This window comes from Sphingobium sp. TKS (genome assembly GCF_001563265.1).
Classification (GTDB): domain Bacteria; phylum Pseudomonadota; class Alphaproteobacteria; order Sphingomonadales; family Sphingomonadaceae; genus Sphingobium.
On the sequence record NZ_CP005083.1, the window covers coordinates 2111872 to 2128671 of the forward strand.

Annotated in this window: 17 protein-coding genes; 9 read left to right on the forward strand and 8 right to left on the reverse strand. The window is 64.6% G+C overall.

The features are described 5' to 3' along the window. The first annotated feature begins 22 nt into the window (after positions 1-22). Both K426_RS10525 and K426_RS10530 read left to right on the forward strand, forming a co-directional pair. Positions 23-871 carry a LysR family transcriptional regulator gene (locus K426_RS10525; RefSeq protein WP_066556670.1) on the forward strand — a complete coding sequence of 283 codons (849 nt, stop codon included), beginning with the start codon at positions 23-25 and terminating at the stop codon, positions 869-871. After that, positions 868-1371: a DUF6306 domain-containing protein gene (locus K426_RS10530; protein WP_066556672.1), complete on the forward strand. Its 504-nt coding sequence runs from the start codon at positions 868-870 to the stop codon at positions 1369-1371. The genes K426_RS10525 and K426_RS10530 overlap by 4 nt, the downstream gene beginning before the upstream one ends. Positions 1372-2179: 808 nt before the next feature. Here the strand turns inward: K426_RS10530 and K426_RS10535 are convergent. Further along, on the reverse strand, positions 2180-2419 hold the full coding sequence (locus K426_RS10535) for a hypothetical protein (protein ID WP_066556674.1): 240 nt from the start codon (positions 2417-2419) through the stop codon (positions 2180-2182). Between the two features lie 395 nt (positions 2420-2814). Here K426_RS10535 and K426_RS10540 point away from each other — a divergent pair, with 395 nt between their 5' ends. The 6 genes from K426_RS10540 to K426_RS10560 all read left to right on the forward strand — a co-directional run bounded on the left by K426_RS10540 (position 2815) and on the right by K426_RS10560 (position 8607). After that, the gene (locus K426_RS10540; RefSeq protein ID WP_066561649.1) at positions 2815-4611 is read left to right on the forward strand and encodes an assimilatory sulfite reductase (NADPH) flavoprotein subunit; all 1797 of its coding nucleotides are present in this window, start codon (positions 2815-2817) and stop codon (positions 4609-4611) included. A gap of 9 nt (positions 4612-4620) precedes the next feature. Next, entirely contained in the window at positions 4621-6330 is a 1710-nt protein-coding gene (locus K426_RS10545) for an NADPH-dependent assimilatory sulfite reductase hemoprotein subunit (RefSeq protein ID WP_237230024.1), read from the forward strand. Then, positions 6323-7495 carry a cystathionine gamma-synthase gene (gene metB, locus K426_RS10550; RefSeq protein WP_066556677.1) on the forward strand — a complete coding sequence of 391 codons (1173 nt, stop codon included), beginning with the start codon at positions 6323-6325 and terminating at the stop codon, positions 7493-7495. The genes K426_RS10545 and metB overlap by 8 nt, the downstream gene beginning before the upstream one ends. A gap of 37 nt (positions 7496-7532) precedes the next feature. Then, on the forward strand, positions 7533-7778 hold the full coding sequence (locus K426_RS10555) for a hypothetical protein (protein ID WP_066556684.1): 246 nt from the start codon (positions 7533-7535) through the stop codon (positions 7776-7778). Between the two features lie 348 nt (positions 7779-8126). Then, positions 8127-8294, forward strand: a complete 168-nt coding sequence (locus tag K426_RS31810; protein WP_158511735.1) for a hypothetical protein — start codon at positions 8127-8129, stop codon at positions 8292-8294. Continuing rightward, a complete protein-coding gene (locus K426_RS10560; RefSeq protein WP_066556685.1) occupies positions 8284-8607 on the forward strand; it encodes a hypothetical protein in 324 nt (107 codons plus the stop codon). Before K426_RS31810 ends, K426_RS10560 begins: the two co-directional genes overlap by 11 nt. Before the next feature lie 108 nt (positions 8608-8715). Here the strand turns inward: K426_RS10560 and K426_RS10565 are convergent, their stop codons facing one another. The 3 genes from K426_RS10565 to K426_RS10575 all read right to left on the reverse strand — a co-directional run bounded on the left by K426_RS10565 (position 8716) and on the right by K426_RS10575 (position 11998). Continuing rightward, positions 8716-9192, reverse strand: a complete 477-nt coding sequence (locus K426_RS10565) for a hypothetical protein (protein WP_066556686.1) — start codon at positions 9190-9192, stop codon at positions 8716-8718. Positions 9193-9278: 86 nt separating this feature from the next. After that, positions 9279-9725 (reverse strand): hypothetical protein, encoded by a 447-nt coding sequence (locus K426_RS10570; RefSeq protein ID WP_158511736.1) that lies wholly within the window; start codon positions 9723-9725, stop codon positions 9279-9281. A 23-nt stretch (positions 9726-9748) separates the two neighbouring features. After that, positions 9749-11998, reverse strand: coding sequence for a TonB-dependent receptor family protein (locus tag K426_RS10575; protein ID WP_197672783.1), 2250 nt, complete (start codon positions 11996-11998; stop codon positions 9749-9751). A 135-nt stretch (positions 11999-12133) separates the two neighbouring features. Between K426_RS10575 and K426_RS10580 the strand changes: the two genes are divergently transcribed. Continuing rightward, a complete protein-coding gene (locus tag K426_RS10580) occupies positions 12134-12925 on the forward strand; it encodes a Crp/Fnr family transcriptional regulator (RefSeq protein WP_237230025.1) in 792 nt (263 codons plus the stop codon). Positions 12926-12928: 3 nt separating this feature from the next. Here the strand turns inward: K426_RS10580 and istB are convergent, their stop codons facing one another. The 4 genes from istB to K426_RS10600 form a co-directional block, all read right to left on the reverse strand. Beyond that, a complete protein-coding gene (gene istB, locus K426_RS10585; RefSeq protein ID WP_007686288.1) occupies positions 12929-13696 on the reverse strand; it encodes an IS21-like element ISSsp5 family helper ATPase IstB in 768 nt (255 codons plus the stop codon). After that, complete coding sequence (gene istA, locus K426_RS10590) at positions 13693-15186, reverse strand: IS21 family transposase (protein WP_080993751.1); 1494 nt, start codon at positions 15184-15186, stop codon at positions 13693-13695. The genes istB and istA overlap by 4 nt, the downstream gene beginning before the upstream one ends. A gap of 367 nt (positions 15187-15553) precedes the next feature. Further along, positions 15554-15895 (reverse strand): chaperone modulator CbpM, encoded by a 342-nt coding sequence (locus K426_RS10595; RefSeq protein ID WP_066556698.1) that lies wholly within the window; start codon positions 15893-15895, stop codon positions 15554-15556. Continuing rightward, positions 15892-16791 (reverse strand): DnaJ C-terminal domain-containing protein, encoded by a 900-nt coding sequence (locus K426_RS10600; RefSeq protein ID WP_066556703.1) that lies wholly within the window; start codon positions 16789-16791, stop codon positions 15892-15894. The genes K426_RS10595 and K426_RS10600 overlap by 4 nt, the downstream gene beginning before the upstream one ends. Between the last annotated feature and the right edge of the window lie 9 nt (positions 16792-16800).

Consider the following 16800-nt stretch of genomic DNA (forward strand, 5'->3'; position numbering starts at 1 on the left):
TTGAGCGGAAAGATCTTGCGGCATGGATATCGGCGTCGCCCGCACCTTCCTGGAAGTGGTGAAGACGGGCAGCTTCGTCGCTGCTGCCGCGAATCTCAATCTTACCCAGACCGCGGTGAGCGCGCGCATTCGCGTCCTTGAGGACCAGCTCGACCGGCCTGTGTTCATCCGCAACAAGTTGGGTGCGAAGCTGACGCCGGCGGGCGAGCAATTTCTGCGCTTTGCGACCACGCTGGTGCAGGTGTGGGAACGCGCCCGCCGCGCGGTGGCGCTGCCGCCTGGCCGCGAGACGGTGGTGACGATCGGCGCCGAGCTCAGCCTGTGGAGTCCGCTGCTGCGGCACTGGCTGCTCTGGATGCGGCGCGAATGCCCCGAGTTCGCGGTCAGCACGCAGATCGACGCTTCCGAGCGGCTGATGGAGCAGGTCCAGGACGGCTCGCTCGACGTCGCGGTGCTCTATGCCGCGCCGCGCCGTCCCGGCGTGATCGCCGAGCTGCTGTTCGAGGAGAAGCTCGTCCTCGTCCGCACCACGCCGACCGATCGGCCGCTGGCGCCCGAAGACCATGTCCAGATCGACTGGGGCGAGGAGTTCGCCGCGAGCTATCAGGCCGCCTATCCGGACCAGCCGAACGCGGTCGTCGCGATCAGCTACGGACCGCTCGCGCTCGACTATCTCCTGGCGACGGGCGGCAGCGGCTATTTCCGCAAGGGGTTCATCCGATCCTATCTGGAGGAGGGCAGGCTCGCGCTCGTGCCCGACAGTCCCGAATTCTCCTATTCCGCCTATGTCGTCCATTCGACCAAGGCGGACCCCGGCGTGATGGCCCGCATCCGCAGCGGGCTCCGCGCTGCGGCGGCGATCGCGGCATGAGCGACGAGCCCGCGTCCCCGGTCTGCTATGCGGCCCAAGCTGACGACGTCTATATGGGCTATGCCGGGCGCGATGAGCTGCTGGCCGCGCTCAACGAGCTTCTCGAAGCCGAGCGTGCCGGCGCTCGGGTAGCGTTGGCGAGCGCCAAGGCGGCGGCGAGTCCGCCACATGCGGCGCTGATGAGGACAGTGCGCGCCGACGAGGCGCGCTGGTGCGCGATGCTGGCGCGGCAGATCAAACGACTCGGCGGTATGCCCTCCCGCAGGACCGGCGGCTTTCATGGCAAGGCGATGGCGATCGCCGATCTGGCAGAGCGTCTGGCCTTTCTCAACCGCGGCCAGTCCTGGGTCGTGCGCAAGCTCGAAGCGCTGACGCCTCGCGTGCGCGACGAGGGTCTCCACGCGGACCTGCGCGCCATGCTGGACAGCCACAAGGTCAACATCGCGCTGGCCGAAGCCTTCCTCAAGACCATCGCGCCGAGCGGCGACCAAACAAAATAATTGCTCAAGTGGAGTGAGATGATCTTTGTCGCTGTTTGCTTGAGTGTCAGGCGATTCAAGAAGACGTTTCCGGCAATACGCAGGATGACGGTCCGACCAGCGCGCTGATCGGGCGCATGGCGTTTTGCCTGCATCCCGCCCCGCACCAATTCTTTTTCGCGAGTTTCATCTGGTCGCTGAGGGCCAGTGGCTTGCGCCGATCGGTAAGGAAAGGCGCGACCACGCTCGGGTGGACTCTCTCGAGTCCATCACCCTGCCATCAATTCGAGACGCGACCCCGGATCGCGTGAGTTTTTGTCGCGCGAGCATCGCCTGGAGGCCGGGTGTCATGCGGCGCGTGGAGGTTCCGGCGGTTCTGGAGGTCGGGATCGCGGGGATTGTCGCGGCAGCTTGGCAAAGGGCAGCACATTTGCCCGTTCCTCGCCGCTACGATCGGCGATGTCATCGTCCAAATCTTCAGGGGATCGGTTGTGGTCGTGGCCGCTCATGGTTCCGCTCCAGGCGCAGTTCTTGGCGCATTCATCGGTTGAAGAAGGGGATCCCCGGATCCGCACGGCGCGGTCCGGGGCCACTAGCCTTCGAGAAGCCGATCCGCGTGGCGCGCAGAGCGCCTTTGGAAGATGGAGTCGCACATGGTGCGTCAGTCAACGTCGCCGCGCGCGAAAAGTCAACGCAGGCGGTATTTGGAAGCGTAATCGCCTAGACGGCCCGCTTTTCTCCCCGTACCCGCAACAAAAACCTGTCAGCCGCTTCACCATCGGCACATCCATCAGCTGCGGAAAGGTGAGCGGCCACGACGAAACAATGCCTAGCGGATTTCGGCTTCTTCGACGACCGGGCGGCTCTCTCTCGTGCCGCGCATGTGGCTGTCGGGATCGTTGGGATCAGCGCTGATGATTACATATTCGTCATGCACCTCGAGCAATGTCCCCATGAAGGGAAAGTCGCTCAAGCTACCGGTCACCCGGTAACTGACGAGATCTCCCACCTTGAACGTCGCCGCATCGAAATTGAACTCGAAGGGACAGTTTTCGCCCATGCCTTGCATCGCGAGTCTCCTCACAATCAATAATCGCATTTCTCGACGCTTGCGGCCCCGGACGCAAGCCTGTCGCGTGAACGACCGATACGTTCCAAGCCGCCGTCGCACGGATGTACCGATTGGCGCGCGTCGTTGCATGAAGTGCTCGCCGGCAAAAGGTAGCGGAGGGATCGGTGTCGCGTAGCAATCAATCCCGGTGGCCATCTCGCGGCCCACAGGCCGGCTCATATCAAAATCATTGCGTTAAACCCTCAATAAAAGTCGCTTGTCTTATTCTATCGACATCCTCAATCTGTCGGAAGCTGAACTGAGCTTCGCTAGAAAATGCGCCCGGAGAGGATCCCGTGCCGGTGGCATGGGCCGGAGCGCTGAAGGGAGCTGAACGCCAAGGACGAACGCGCATGACAGCATCGGATCCGCCAGGGCGCGCGCTGACCCTGGAGCAATGGCGACTTGTGGAACTGCTTTCCCGGTCCCTGGATCCCACGCAGGCGCGATGGCTTAGCGGCTATTTCGCGGGACTTGACGCCGGCCTGTTGCTTCGCGCGCAGTCGCCGGCGTCCGCTTCGGCCTCGGCGCGCAAGCTCACGATTCTGTATGGCACAGAGACCGGCAATGCAGCGGAACTGGCGCGTAGCCTCCTCGACGTCTTGTCCGCACAGGGCCTCAAACCAGCGCTTTCGGATATGGCCGACTACAAGGTCCGGCAGCTCTCCCAGGAGCAGGATCTGCTGATCATCGTCAGCACCTATGGCGAAGGCGATCCGCCGCAACCGGCGACAGGCTTCTTCGAGTTCGTGGAAGGGCGCAAGGCCCCGAAACTGGGCGACGTGCGCTTCGCGGTATTGGCGCTCGGGGATTCCACCTATGAATATTATTGCCAGGCCGGCAAGCGGATTGACGGACGGTTGGAGGAGTTGGGCGCGACCCGGCTGGTGCCGCGCGTCGATTGCGACGTCGACTATGAAGAGTCGGCCGGCGCCTGGACGCAGGCGCTCGTTGAGCAGTTTGCCGCCGAAAAAGAGGCCGCCCCGCGCGTGGCTCCCGCCGTTGCTGCGTCGGCGGTTTCTGCGTCATCAGCTTATGCCAAGCGGAACCCGTTCCCGGCATCGGTAACCGAGAATATAGTGATCGTCGGACGAGGATCGACCAAAGAGACGCGTCATATCGAACTCGCGCTCGCCGGATCGGGGCTGACCTACGAGCCCGGCGATGCGCTGGGGATCGCCGCCTCCAACGACCCGGCAGTGGTCGCGGCGCTGCTCGATGCGCTCTCGTTGCCTGCCGAGGCCGAGCTGGACCTCAAGGGGCAGACGATGACGATCGCGGAGGCGCTGACGCAGCGCTTCGAGATCACCGCCGCGACCCCGCGCTTCCTCGACTATTGGGCGCTTCTCAGTGATGCCGCCGCGCTCACGCAATTGCTACAGGAGGACCGCTCGGGCGAGCGCTCGGTGTTCCTGCGCACGCATCATATCATCGACATCGTCCGGAGGTTCCCTGTGGGTGAGGTGATGCTCCAGGGCTTCGTCAGCGCGCTGCGGCCGTTGCAGCCCCGCCTCTATTCGCTGGCCTCGAGCCTGGCCGCCGCGCCAGACGAAGCCCACCTCACCGTCGCGCCCGTCCGCTATGCGTTGCATGGCGAGGCCCGCAGCGGCGTCGCCTCGGGCCTGCTTGCCGACCGTGCCGGACCGGACACCGAACTGCCGGTCTACATCCAGACCAACCCGCATTTCCGGCTGCCGGGCGATGATGTTCCGATCATCATGATCGGCGCCGGCACCGGCGTCGCCCCCTATCGCGCCTTTCTTCAGGAACGCGAGGCGCGGGGCGCGGGAGGAAAGAACTGGCTGTTCTTCGGCGAGCGCAATTTCCGCTCCGATTTCCTCTATCAGACCGAATGGCAGGGCTGGTTGAAGGACGGCGCGCTCGGCCGCATGGACGTCGCCTTCTCGCGCGACGGCGCGGAGAAAATCTACGTCCAGCACCGCATGAAGGAATGCGCGCGCGACTTATTCGCCTGCCTTGAGGACGGCGCGCATGTCTATGTCTGCGGCGATGCCGCGACCCTCGCGCCGGATGTCCACGAGGCACTGATCGATATCGTCGCGGCGGAGGCGCGCACCGGGCGGGAGGCGGCCGAGGACTATGTCCGTTCGCTGCAGGCTGACCACCGCTACCAGCGCGACGTCTACTGAGCCATGACCATGACGACGATCGACCGCAGTCGGGATCTCTCGCAGCCACTCGACCGGCTCAGCGCCGACGAGCGCATGAAGGACAGGAGCGACTATCTGCGCGGCACCATCGCGAAGGGGCTGCTCGACCGGATCACCGGCGCGGTGCCGTCGGTCGACGACGTGAAGCTGATGAAGTTCCACGGCATCTATCAGCAGGACGATCGCGACGTGCGAGACGAGCGCCGTCGCCAGAAGCTCGAGCCGGCCTTTCAGTTCATGATCCGGGTTCGCCTGCCGGGCGGCGTCTCCACGCCGGCGCAATGGCTGAAGCTCGACGAGCTCGCCCGCGCGCATGGCGGCGAAACCCTGCGCATCACGACGCGCCAGACCTTCCAGTTCCACTGGGTCCTGAAAGACAGCCTGCGTCCGATCATCCAGGGCCTGCACGAGACGCTGCTCGACACGGTCGCGGCCTGCGGCGATGACAGCCGGGGCGTGATGTGCACGGTCGATCCGCAAAGCTCGCGCTTCCATGCCGAGGTCGCGGCGATGGCGAAGCGGGTCAGCGATCACGTCATCCCCAAAACGCGCGCCTATCACGAGATCTGGTATGGCGACGCGCGGGTCGCCTCGTCAGTGCCGGAGGAACCCTTTTACGGACGCACCTACATGCCGCGGAAGTTCAAGATCGGCTTCGCGCTGCCGCCGTCCAACGACATCGACGTCTACGCGCAGGATCTTGGCTTCATCGCCATCGGCGGGCCGGAAGGGCTGGCAGGGTTCAACGTCGCCATCGGCGGCGGCATGGGCCGCACCGACCAGGCGCCGGAGACCTATCCGCGCCTCGCCAGCGTGATCGGCTTCGTGGCCGCCGACAAGATCATCGCCTGCGCAGATGCGGTGATGGCGGTGCAGCGCGACTACGGCGACCGCAACGACCGCCAGCATGCCCGCTTCAAATATACGATCGACGACAAGGGACTCGACTGGGTCAAGGCGGAGGTCGAAAACCGCATGGGCGCCGCGCTCGAGGCCGCGCGCCCCTTCGCTTTCACCTCGAACGGCGACAGCTATGGCTGGAACACGACGGCCGACGGGCGTCACCATCGCACGCTCTATATCCAGAGCGGGCGGCTGGATCTGAAGCTGCTCGACGCGCTGCGCGATGTGGCGCGCATCCATCGCGGCAGCTTCCGCATGACGCCGAACCAGAACGTCATCATTGGCGGGGTGGAAACCGGCGATCGTGCCGCGATCGAGGCGGTGCTGGCGGAACATGGGCTGGAAGTCGACCACGTCTCGATCCTGCGGCGCAATGCGATCGCCTGCGTCGCCTTGCCGACCTGCGGCCTCGCCATGGCCGAAAGCGAGCGCTACCTGCCGACGCTGATCGACAGGATCGAAGCAATCCTCGCAGAAAATGGTCTCTCGGACGAACCGATCACGGTCCGGATGAGCGGCTGTCCCAATGGCTGCTCGCGTCCCTACAATGCCGAAATCGGGCTTACCGGACGCGCGCCGGGCAAATATAATCTCTATCTGGGCGGGGGCTTTCATGGGCAGCGGCTCAACCGCATGGTGCGCGAGAATGTCGGCGAGCCCGTGATCCTGGAGGTGCTGGCGGACGCGCTCGGCCGTTACGCCCAAGAGCGGGAACCGGATGAGCATTTCGGTGACTTCGCCGTGCGCGCCGGCATCGTCCGCGAGGTGACGGAAGGACGGTTCTTCAATGACTGACGGCCACGACGATGTCCCAAAGCCCGAGACGATCGCCGCGTCGCATGGCGTGGCGAGCGATACCGCCTTCGGTGCGGTGGCGCCGCCGCTTTACCTCTCGAGCACCTATGAGTTCGCGGGATTCGAGTGCCCGCGCCCCTATGATTACGGCCGATCGGGCAATCCGACCCGCGACCTGCTGGCCGATGCGCTCGCCAGACTTGAGGGCGGGGCAGGGGCGATCGTCACTTCGAGCGGCATGGCGGCGATCGATCTGCTGATCAGTCGCCTGCGCCCGGACGAGCTCGTGATCGCGCCGCACGATTGCTACGGCGGCACCATGCGCCTTCTCAAGGCGCGGGCCGAGCGCGGACAGATCGCGCTTCGACTGGTCGATCAGGGCGACGACGCGGCGTTCGCCGCCGCGCTCGAGGACGTGCCGTCGCTGGTGCTGATCGAGACGCCCAGCAATCCGCTGATGCGCGTCGTCGACATCGCGGCTTTGTCGGCCCAGGCGAAAGCTGCCGGCGCCGAGGTCGCGGTCGACAACACGTTTCTGTCGCCGGCGCTTCAGCGGCCGATAGCGCTCGGCGCCGATTATGCGCTCCATTCCACCACCAAATATCTGAACGGTCATTCCGATGTCATCGGCGGCGCGGTGATTGCCGCCGATCCGGCGCAGGTGGAGCAATTGCGGCACTGGGCCAATGTCGTCGGGAGCGCAGGCGCGCCATTTGATTCCTGGCTGACCCTGCGCGGCCTGCGCACGCTCTTTCCCCGCATGGCGCAGCAGCAGATCAATGCGATGGCGGTGGCCAACTATCTCGAACGCCATTCGGCGGTCGCCCACGTCTATTATCCGGGTCTCGCCTCCGACCCGGGACATGCCATCGCCTCAAGGCAGCAGCGGGGCTTCGGCGCTATGTTGAGCTTCGATCTCGCGGGAGGGGTGGAGGCCGTGCGCCGCTTCATCGCTGCCGTTCGCACCTTCACGCTCGCGGAATCGCTCGGTGGCGTCGAAAGCCTCGTCGCCCATCCCGCAACCATGACCCATCTGGACATGGGCGCGGATGCGCGCGCGGTGGCGGGGATTGGTGACGGGCTGCTCCGCCTGTCGGTAGGTCTGGAAGCCGGGGCGGACCTGATCGCGGGCCTGGATGCAGGGCTGATGGCGTGCGCCGCGTGAGGATATCCTGCGCGGCCGGCACGAGAGGTAACCTATCATGCCCGCCTTCGTGCTGATCGTCGATCTGGGCGGGACCATCCTCGCCGTCGTGGGCTTCAATATGGCATTTCGGCAAGCCTTCGTCCGCCGCGTCCTGGGCCGAAATGGCATTTTGGAGGCGAAGCGGGCGCGACCGGATAATGGTCAGGATCCGCTGACCTACGCCCTGCGAATCGCAGGAGTCATGATCATGGTCTTTGGCATAGCGATCGCCGGAATGGTGACGCTGTTCCACGGCCGATAACGGAGGATTGAGCGGGGCGGGAGATTTGGGAGCCGTGCCATTGCTTCGGTCCGCGCCTGAACGACAATGCAGACGATGGTTCGACACAAAACGGCCGATTCCCCTGGCCTCCCACGACCGCATGATCGCTCCATGCCTCCCTTGCCGCTGGGACCTGGCTGCAGCCGGCACGGGTCTTTTCGCAGGCGCTGCGCACACCGGCCACTTCGATCTATCCGCTGTCGCCGCGATCGGCCTGCGCACCTCTTCGAACGTCACGCCCATGGCCCGCGAGCGCTTGCGCCATTCATCCATGGGTATAGGCTGCCTCTTCCGGTCGGTGTCGATGAGGCCGCCGAGGCCGGACCGATGCCCAGGAAAATGGCGGCCTGTGCGATGCAAGGCACGCCGGCGCTCATTCCGTCCGACCGCGCGGGAGGGCTGCGCCAGCAGTGCTCCGGCTTCGAGGATGAAGTGCGTGTTGGCGCCGGCATCGCATCTGAGATCGCCGACAGGAGACTGACCGATGACGCATGAATATGACGATCCCATCAAACTGGAGGCGCTGGCCGAGGCGGCGCGGCACGTCGAGAGGCGATATCGCACCGGAGCAACCGACCTAGACGACCTCGTGCGCCGGACCGTTCATGAACGCTTTTGTTCATGCGTCGCTTCGTCCGACCGAACGGACAATGCCACGATCCTCAACGCGCTCATTGCCGATGTTGCCGCGCGCGTCGAGATCCTGCTTGCCGCCGACAGGCCGATCGACCCGATCGACGAGGCGTCGATCGAATCCTTTCCGGCGAGCGATCCGCCGGCCTGGATTGGCAGGAACGAGCGGGACTGATCACCACCCATATCGGCGCAGCAGGCCATACCTGCGGAAATGAGGCAGGTGGCAAAAACGCGGTCCCGTGCGCCTGCCGCGATCGGCTATGCGCCGGCGTGGAACTCGCTATGCCGGCAGCCATCCGTGGCTGCCGGCAACGGCGCCAAAGATCGTCAGAAGACTGAGCACGAGCAGCAGCTTGTGAACACGATGAAGGGCCGCGAAAGCCCGCTCGGGATCTCGTTGCGCCCATGCCGGAAAAGCGCGCTGGAGGACAAACGGTTCGCCGACGAATAGGACGAAGGCGAACAGTCCCCACACGCCGACCATGGCGTGCATCCACCAGAAGCCCACATCGGCGAAGCGATCCCAAAGCTCCATCCGCGCGATCATAAACAAGCCGGTCAGGCCTGCGACGACCACCGCCGCCCGCGCCTGCCAGACGAACCGCCGCTCAAACGCGTGAAAGGCCTTGAGGCGATCTTCTCCGAGATCGCCACGCCGCACGGCGGGCAACGCGACCGTCGTCGCCATCGACACGCCGCCGATCCAGACCACGACGGCGAGCACGTGCAGCGCACGGGCCAAGGCGAGTTCATCCATGGATCGCATTCCCTTCGATCGATCTGCCATAGACGGCCGGTGCCGGACGGCGATTGCGCTGGCGCAAGCTGCCCGCGCCTGAAGATCTATCGCGCCAGTTGCGCGGCGGCCTCCGGTGTCAGCGCGCCGTCCCGAACGAACACGCCCTGGAGCAGCACATCGCCGTCACGAGCAGCCGCCCAATGCTGCCCGCCGACAGCCGGCACGACGATCACGCTGCCCGGACCAAATCGGCGCTCGGCGGCCTGGTCTACCTTGTCGCCGTCGCCCCAGGACAGCGTGCCCGAAACGACCGTCAGGATTCGTAGCCCGCCCTGTGCGCCGTGCGGCGGCAGGAATTGGCCTCTGCCGATGCGCAGGACGAAGGTCAACGGCCGTCCTTCCTTGTCGACGGCCAGGATCGCGCGCCGGGCGACCTCATGCACGGTCTCGTTGCGAAGCCGGTCGATGTCGAGCTGTGTGGACCGCGCCGACGCGCCGGCCGGCAGTGCTACGGCTGCGATTATCGCGAGCAGGACAGGACGATAGCTCATCATTACCTCCAATGTTGGTGGATCTAAAAACGGACGGTCACGCCGCCGCCGAAGCTGCGGCCGTCACCGGGAAGAAAGACGGCCTGGTCGGGCCGCGCATGATCGACGATCAGCGACGAGGAGGCGTAGGTCTTGTCGAAGAGATTGGTGATCTCGGCGAACAGCGAGAGCCTGTCGCTGATCCGATACGTGCCGCGCAGGTCGGCGATCGCATATGGGTCATTGTAAAGCGTGCCCAGATTGTCGACCGGCGTCTTTTCCGGCACCCAACGCAGAGCTGCCTCCAGGGCCAGACCTTCGAGCGGCCGATAGGCGAGCGTCGCGTGGACCCAATGCCGCGGCGCGCCTGCGAGCCGATTGTCGCCGCGCAGCGCATCGTCGCGGAACCGGAAGTCCTGAAAGGTGTAGACGATTCTGCCCGTGAGCGCCGGGGCGATTCGCGCGGTGACGCCGAGTTCAACACCGAAATGGCGCGTGCGCGGCGCATTGACCGCGCCCAACGACGTGCCTGACGCATCGCGCAGGCTGAGGAGCTCGTTTCTGACCCAGCTATAGTAGAGGACGCCATCCCAGGACAGGACGCCGGCATCACCGCGCCAGCCCGCCTCCAGCGTCGTTGCGCGCTGCGCCTTGAGGTCCGGCGTGACGAACACGGCCGCAGGCATTGCCGGATTGGCCGGGTTGGGTCGGCCCGCGCTGCTGTTCGGCGTGCCGTTTACGGTCGCGAACAGATCGTCATGAGTCGGCGGCTCGAAGCTGCGGCTGATTGCCGCGAACAGCGTCTGGTGTTCCGCCGCACGCCAGCTGATACCGAGCGCCGGGCTCCAGCCTTCATAATCGCGCGCATAGCTTGAGCTGACCGTGGGCACGGCACCTCCCGGCAGCGCCATCGTTGGATTGGCCGGGGCGTAGGCGGCGGTTGGGCGCGCAGGGAGAGCATAACGGTCGACATTGTCGCGGGTCGCACGCGACCATGCGAGCGAGGGCGACAGCGTGATCCGGTCGCCCAGCGGGATGTTGAAAGCCGCATTGAGCGCAAGCGTATCGGCCTTCAGCCGGTTGTTGCCGAATTGTGCGCCACGGCGTCCCGACAGATTGAGATATTGATCCCGGTCGGCGGAGCCATTCACATACTGGCCCGTGGCCTCGAACAGGGGCAGGGGCCGCGACCCATCCGGCTTATAGGCGTAGCGCAGCACCGCTGTGGCGTCGTGCCCGTCGGTTACGCGCACGCCGGCGGAGATCGGAAAGCGGAAGCTGTCGTCGGTCTGCGTGTAGCCGACCGCAAGATCGACGATATGCGAACCAAATGAACCGGTAGCGCGGGCACCGATCAGGAGCTGGCTGGGTTCGCGGCGCGGCCGGTCCCGCACCACATTGGGACCCGGATTGATCGGACCGCCAGGCGTCACCGTCGGCCCGGCGAACACCGAGCGCGGATTGCTTTCGAGCAGATCGCGGGTCAGCGGCCCTGCGACATCGAACCCAAGATCCGTGTAGCGTGCAAAGGCGCGGAGCGTGAATGCGTCGGAGAGGCGGAAACCGAGATTGCCGCCAACGCTTGTCCGCTCCGACTTGTTGTAGACGCGAAAGCCGTCCCGATGGCTGACGTCGCCGTGGAGCAGCATATCGAAGCCATCGCGGGACAGACCGTATTCCGCGAGTCCGCCAATCTGGTCAAAGCTGCCGCCGCTGAGATTGAGCTTTACGCCGGGCGAACTCCGTCCTGTCGGCGACATGAGGTTGAGCGCTCCGCCCAACACGGTCGCTCCGAGCCGGTTGGCCGTGTAGCCGCGATAGATCTCAATTGCGTCCGCGCTCCCCGGATTGGCGAAGCCGACGACATAGGATCCGTCGGCCCGGTTGAGCGGCAGTCCATCCTGCAACACCAGCACACCGCGCTCGACGGGATTCTGTTGTAGTCCCGAGCCCCGGATCTGGATACGCGGCTGATCGTTGCCCCCGAAGAAGTCCTGAACCACCACACCCGGAACGTCGGCCAGCGCACGCGAAATCGTCAGGTTGGCGGTAGCAGGCATGCTCTCGGCGGTGACGACCGCCGTGCCACCCGCGGTCGCACCTAGCCGAGGTGCGATGACATCCCGCGGCGCCGTCACGACGATCTCGGCGCCAGTGCTGCCAGGCGTCGCGGATTGCGCCAGCGCAGCCTGGGGCACGGCACCGGCGACGAGCATGGCGAGCCCCGCCGAGGGCATTCTGGAGTGACCGCCTTCGGTGCGCCGCGGCACCGATCGGACAAGGCCGATAGGCATGTTGCTTGCCCCCTGGATATGCTATTGCGAGGCGTTTGCGAATAACATGCCCGATCAATGCCGGATTTGCGCTGGCGCAACGGATGGCCAGAATATCTTCATGGGTGAGGACTATCGTTGACGGAGCGACAACGAATGCAGGCTTTTACTTCGATGAACGGCAAGGCGGCGCTTCTGCGGCTCGAGGAGCTTGAGCTTTTCCGTTCGCTACCCGATGCGGCTCTTACAACGGTTCGCGCGGCGATGCAGGTTGATCGGGTCGCGAGCGGCAGCGTTGTCTTCGAGCAGGGGGAGCGTGCAAGCCGCGCCTTCGCGCTCGGCTCCGGCAGCATCCGCATTTCGCAGACCGGTCAGGAAGGTGGCCAGGCGATCGTTCGCTTCATCGCGCCGGGTGAGATGTTCGGTACCGTTCCGCTGTTCACCGACCATCTCTTCCCTGCGAATGCGATCACGGCGGAGAGCTCGGTCATCCTCAGCTGGAGCGAGCAGGGCCTTGTGGACCTGATGACGTCATATCCGGCCATCGCTCTCAATGTCATTCATGTGCTCGGAACCCGGCTCGGAGAGGCTCAGGAGCGCATGCGCGAGCTCGCGACGTTGCGCGCCGAGCAGCGTCTGGCGCAGGCTATTCTCAGACTTGCCGCACAAGCGGGATCAAACTGTCCCGAGGGTACGGCGATCACCATTCCGTTGCGGCGCAAGGATATCGCGGAATATGCGGGCACGACATTATACACGGCCAGTCGGACGCTCGCGACATGGGAGAAGGCAGGCGTCCTCACCAGCAGAGGGCAGTATATCACTGTTTGTCAACGGCGGAGCAAAAGTCGGCCATTCGGCGGCGTAAAACCAGGCCATCGTGTTACATGTCGGGGGGAGTGGCGTGAGGGCGTAGCCCGAGGGCCACTCCCCCCGGCATTGATGTAATTTTCAGGGTCTGGTTTTGGCCTTGCGGGCCCGGCTGTGCGCGAGGCGATAGCTTTCGCCGTTCATCTCGAGGATGCTGACGTGATGGGTCAGGCGATCGAGGAGCGCGCCTGTGAGACGCTCAGATCCGAAGGTTTCGGTCCATTCGTCGAAGGGCAGGTTGCTGGTGATGAAGGTGGAGCCGCGTTCGTAACGCTGGGAGATCAGCTCGAACAGCAGTTCCGCGCCGGTCTTGGAGAGCGGCACAAAGCCCAGTTCGTCGATGATGAGCAGCTTGTATCCGGCCATCTGCTTCTGGAAGCGCAGAAGACGGCGCTCGTCGCGGGCCTCCATCATTTCGCTGACCAGCGCTGCCGCGGTGGTGAAGCCCACCGACAGTCCTTTCTGGCATGCTGCCAGTCCGAGCCCCAACGCTACGTGCGTCTTTCCGGTGCCTGATGGCCCCAGAGCGATGGCGTTCTCACGCCGCTCGATCCACTCGCAGCGCGCCATCTCGAGCACCTGCATCTTGTTGAGCCTGGGGATGGCGGCGAAGTCGAAGCTGTCGAGGCTTTTGACGGCGGGGAAGCGCGCGGCCTTGATGCGCCGCTCGACCATGCGACGCTCCCTGTCGATCATTTCCATCTCGACGAGGCGGGCGAGGAAGCGGATATGATCGACGCCTTCAGCGGCACATTGCCGCGCGAGCTTGTGATGCTCACGCAGGCACGTAGGCAGCTTGAGCGCCTTGAGATGGTGAGCGAGAAGGATCTCCGGGGCCTGATCGCTCATGCGGCCTCCTGCCGGTCGGAGAGCAGGCTCAGATAGGCTCTGGCAAAGGTCTTCTCGACCGTGGTGCGTGGCAGGAAGGGATAGACGTCCAGGTCCAGCCTGGGCGGTACGCGTTCGATCCGGCACAGGACGAGGTGCTTGACGGCATCGAAGCCGATGGCGCCAAGATCGATGGCCTGTTCGACCGCCGCCTGGAGATCGGCGAGGGTGAACGTTTCCAGCAGGCGCAGTACCTGCACATATTCGCGCCTGCCATGTTTGTGCATGCGCCCTTCCATCAACCGCTGCAGTGTCGTGAACGCTTCGGGCAGGTCCCAGCCCTGCAAAGGCGCAGCCTGGTCGAATGCGTTGATCTTCTGCTCGATCAGCGGGAGATAATGGAGCGGGTCGAAGACAACCTCCTCGCGGGCATAGCAACGAGGATGACGGGCGATGACTTCGCTGCGGCAGCCGATCACCACCTCATCGACATAGGCCCTGATCCAGACCTCCTGATGGCCCCAGGCCACCGGAACCGAATAATCGTTGGTCCTGTAGCGCACCAGGGATTGCGAGGAGACCCGCCCGCCTTTCTGATCGCAGGCCTCGAAGGGTGTAGCGGGCAGAGGCTGCATGGCCGCGAGATCGCGCTGCAGCCGCTCACCGATCGTCTCGCTCTGCCCGCGCACCTTGTCCTGCTGGCGCTTGCGGCATTGCTCCTCCAGCCACAGGTTGAACGCCTCCCAGGTCGGGAACTTCGGGATCGGCACCATGAAGTTGCGCCGGCAATAGCCTACCAGCCCCTCCACATTGCCTTTCTCGTTCCCCTTGCCCGGGCGAGCATAGCGGTCGCGGATCACGTAATGCGACAGGAAAGCGCTGAACAGCGTGGCACGCTGCCGCGTGCCGTCGGGCAGGATCTTCGCCACAAGGCAGCGATCGTTGTCATAGACGATCGAGCGCGGTACCGCGCCGAAAAACGCGAAGGCATGCACGTGTCCGTCCACCCAGGCCTCCGCCACCGCCGCCGGATAGGCCCGCACATAGCAGGCATCACTGTGCGGCAGATCGAGCGCGAAGAAGTAGGCCTTCTGCTCCACCCCGCCGATCTCCACCAGCGCTTCCCCGAAATCGGCCTGCGCATCTCCCGCAGGGTGCGCCAGCGGCACGAACATCTCCCGGCTGCGCTGTTCGCGCTCCCGGATGTAATCCTTGATGATCGTATAGCCGCCGGTGAAACCATGCTCGGTGCGCAAACGGTCGAATACCCGCTTCGCCGTATGGCGTTGCTTGCGCGGGACACTGCGGTCACCCTCAAGCCATCCATCAATGATCGCCACAAACCCGTCCAGCTTCGGGCGCTGCGGTACGGACTGGCGCCGGTAACCCGGCGGCGATGAAAACGACAGCATCTTGCGTACCGTATCGCGCGACACATTGAAACGCTTCGCCGCCGCCCGTTGGCTCATGCCATCCGCGCAAGCCAGACGGACCTGAAGATAAAGTTCCACGCTGTAGATCCCCACACCTCCCTGACTCGGCAGAAAGGCTTCAAGGTGGACGACTTTTAAGCCGCCCGCAGCAGGACTATCCCGCCGCTACCGTGGTCGAATATTGCTCCGCCGTTCTCAAGCTGTCTGGATCGGGGTGAGCAAGGACAACCACATGGCGCGCCCTTCGCTTGTCAGTGCCATCCATCGGAAACGCTCCTCTGGCCAGGTCCCTAGGGGATCCGAACACGGCGCGCGCCTCGGGAATCTACGCAGTCTCGCCGGAATATACATTGGGAAGCGATGCGCCGCGCAGACTTTCCAAAGGCCGCTGACCGGGGAGGATCATTGCTTTGCGATAATGGCCATGATCAGGCGTCATCCTGAGCTATGACTTCTTTCGAGGCGGGCGTGGTGGGGCCGATCTAGGCCCTCGCGAGCGTCGGACGCCGCGACGCGGCTGCGCTTCGGCCTGCGCTCGAGCCTCGGCGACGACCTGCCGAAGACCATGCAATTGATCCACGAGGTGAAGCACGATGTCGATGCCCTCGTCGTTTACGCCGAAATCATGCTTGAGATCGCGAATGAGACGTGCGCGGGCCGCGTCCATATCGGACAGAATGATCGTCGCGGACCGCTGCTCGGCGATAATCCATTCGCGTTCGATCCACAGTTCCAGCGAACGGAGGTCGATGCCCGAGCGCGCCAGGAATTCGTCCAGATCGATCATCGCCCTGCCTCACGAGGATTGAAGCTCTTTCCGGCTTCCCAGTTCGAGACGAACTGTTCGAGGTCGGGATCCGCCGGCTTGGGAAGCATGATTCTGAGCTTGACGAACTCATCCCCGCGGCCGCCGCCGGGCAGGGGCGCGCCCTTGCCCCTCAGGCGCAGCGTGCTGCCGCTGTTTGAGCCTGCGGGGACCGTCATCGTCACATCCCCGGTGGGCGTCGGCACGCGGATTTTGCCGCCGAGGACCGCTTCGCTCAACGAGATGGGCACCTCGATCGTGATGTCGTCGCCATCGCGGATGAACCGGGGATCCGATCGGACCTCGATCTCAATGAACGCGTCTCCAGGGCCGCCCTTGCCGGTGCCCGGCGCGCCTTTGCCTTTTAGCCGCAGGGACTGGCCATCGACGATACCGGCCGGGATCGTCACGTCGAGCGTGCCGCCGGAAGGGAGGGTGACGCGTTGCGGACCGCCGGTAATGGACTCCACGAAGCTGATCGAAAGACGGTAGTGCAGGTCCTGACCGCGGCGATTGGCGCGTGCCTGCGTGCTCCGCCGGAACAGATCTGCAAATGGATCATCGCCCGCTGCAAAATCCTCGAAGCCCGCGCTGCTCGCATAACGGCCGAAGTCCGATCCGGCATAATCACGATAATATTGCTGCTGAGGCCGCTCGGTACCGGTCTCGTCGATTTCGCCCGCGTCATAGCGCTTGCGTTTCTCGGCGTTGCTCAGCAGATCGTATGCGCCCGCGACCTTCTTGAACTTCTCCTCGGCCGACGCATCGCCTGGGTTAAGGTCTGGATGGAGTTTCTTCGCGAGCTTGCGATAGGCTTTCTGGATGTCATCCGCAGTGGCGGACGTCGCGACGCCGAGAACTTCGTATGGATCGCTCACCTGTCACCC

Bases quoted from the DNA above. Each gene is read 5' to 3' on its own strand.
- K426_RS10525 (WP_066556670.1), top strand. From the start codon at position 23: ATGGATATCGGCGTCGCCCGCACCTTCCTGGAAGTGGTGAAGACGGGC.
- K426_RS10530 (WP_066556672.1), top strand. From the start codon at position 868: ATGAGCGACGAGCCCGCGTCCCCGGTCTGCTATGCGGCCCAAGCTGAC.
- K426_RS10535 (WP_066556674.1), bottom strand. From the start codon at position 2,419: ATGCAAGGCATGGGCGAAAACTGTCCCTTCGAGTTCAATTTCGATGCG.
- K426_RS10540 (WP_066561649.1), top strand. From the start codon at position 2,815: ATGACAGCATCGGATCCGCCAGGGCGCGCGCTGACCCTGGAGCAATGG.
- K426_RS10545 (WP_237230024.1), top strand. From the start codon at position 4,621: ATGACGACGATCGACCGCAGTCGGGATCTCTCGCAGCCACTCGACCGG.
- metB (WP_066556677.1), top strand. From the start codon at position 6,323: ATGACTGACGGCCACGACGATGTCCCAAAGCCCGAGACGATCGCCGCG.
- K426_RS10555 (WP_066556684.1), top strand. From the start codon at position 7,533: ATGCCCGCCTTCGTGCTGATCGTCGATCTGGGCGGGACCATCCTCGCC.
- K426_RS31810 (WP_158511735.1), top strand. From the start codon at position 8,127: ATGCCCAGGAAAATGGCGGCCTGTGCGATGCAAGGCACGCCGGCGCTC.
- K426_RS10560 (WP_066556685.1), top strand. From the start codon at position 8,284: ATGACGCATGAATATGACGATCCCATCAAACTGGAGGCGCTGGCCGAG.
- K426_RS10565 (WP_066556686.1), bottom strand. From the start codon at position 9,192: ATGGATGAACTCGCCTTGGCCCGTGCGCTGCACGTGCTCGCCGTCGTG.
- K426_RS10570 (WP_158511736.1), bottom strand. From the start codon at position 9,725: ATGAGCTATCGTCCTGTCCTGCTCGCGATAATCGCAGCCGTAGCACTG.
- K426_RS10575 (WP_197672783.1), bottom strand. From the start codon at position 11,998: ATGCCTATCGGCCTTGTCCGATCGGTGCCGCGGCGCACCGAAGGCGGT.
- K426_RS10580 (WP_237230025.1), top strand. From the start codon at position 12,134: ATGCAGGCTTTTACTTCGATGAACGGCAAGGCGGCGCTTCTGCGGCTC.
- istB (WP_007686288.1), bottom strand. From the start codon at position 13,696: ATGAGCGATCAGGCCCCGGAGATCCTTCTCGCTCACCATCTCAAGGCG.
- K426_RS10595 (WP_066556698.1), bottom strand. From the start codon at position 15,895: ATGATCGATCTGGACGAATTCCTGGCGCGCTCGGGCATCGACCTCCGT.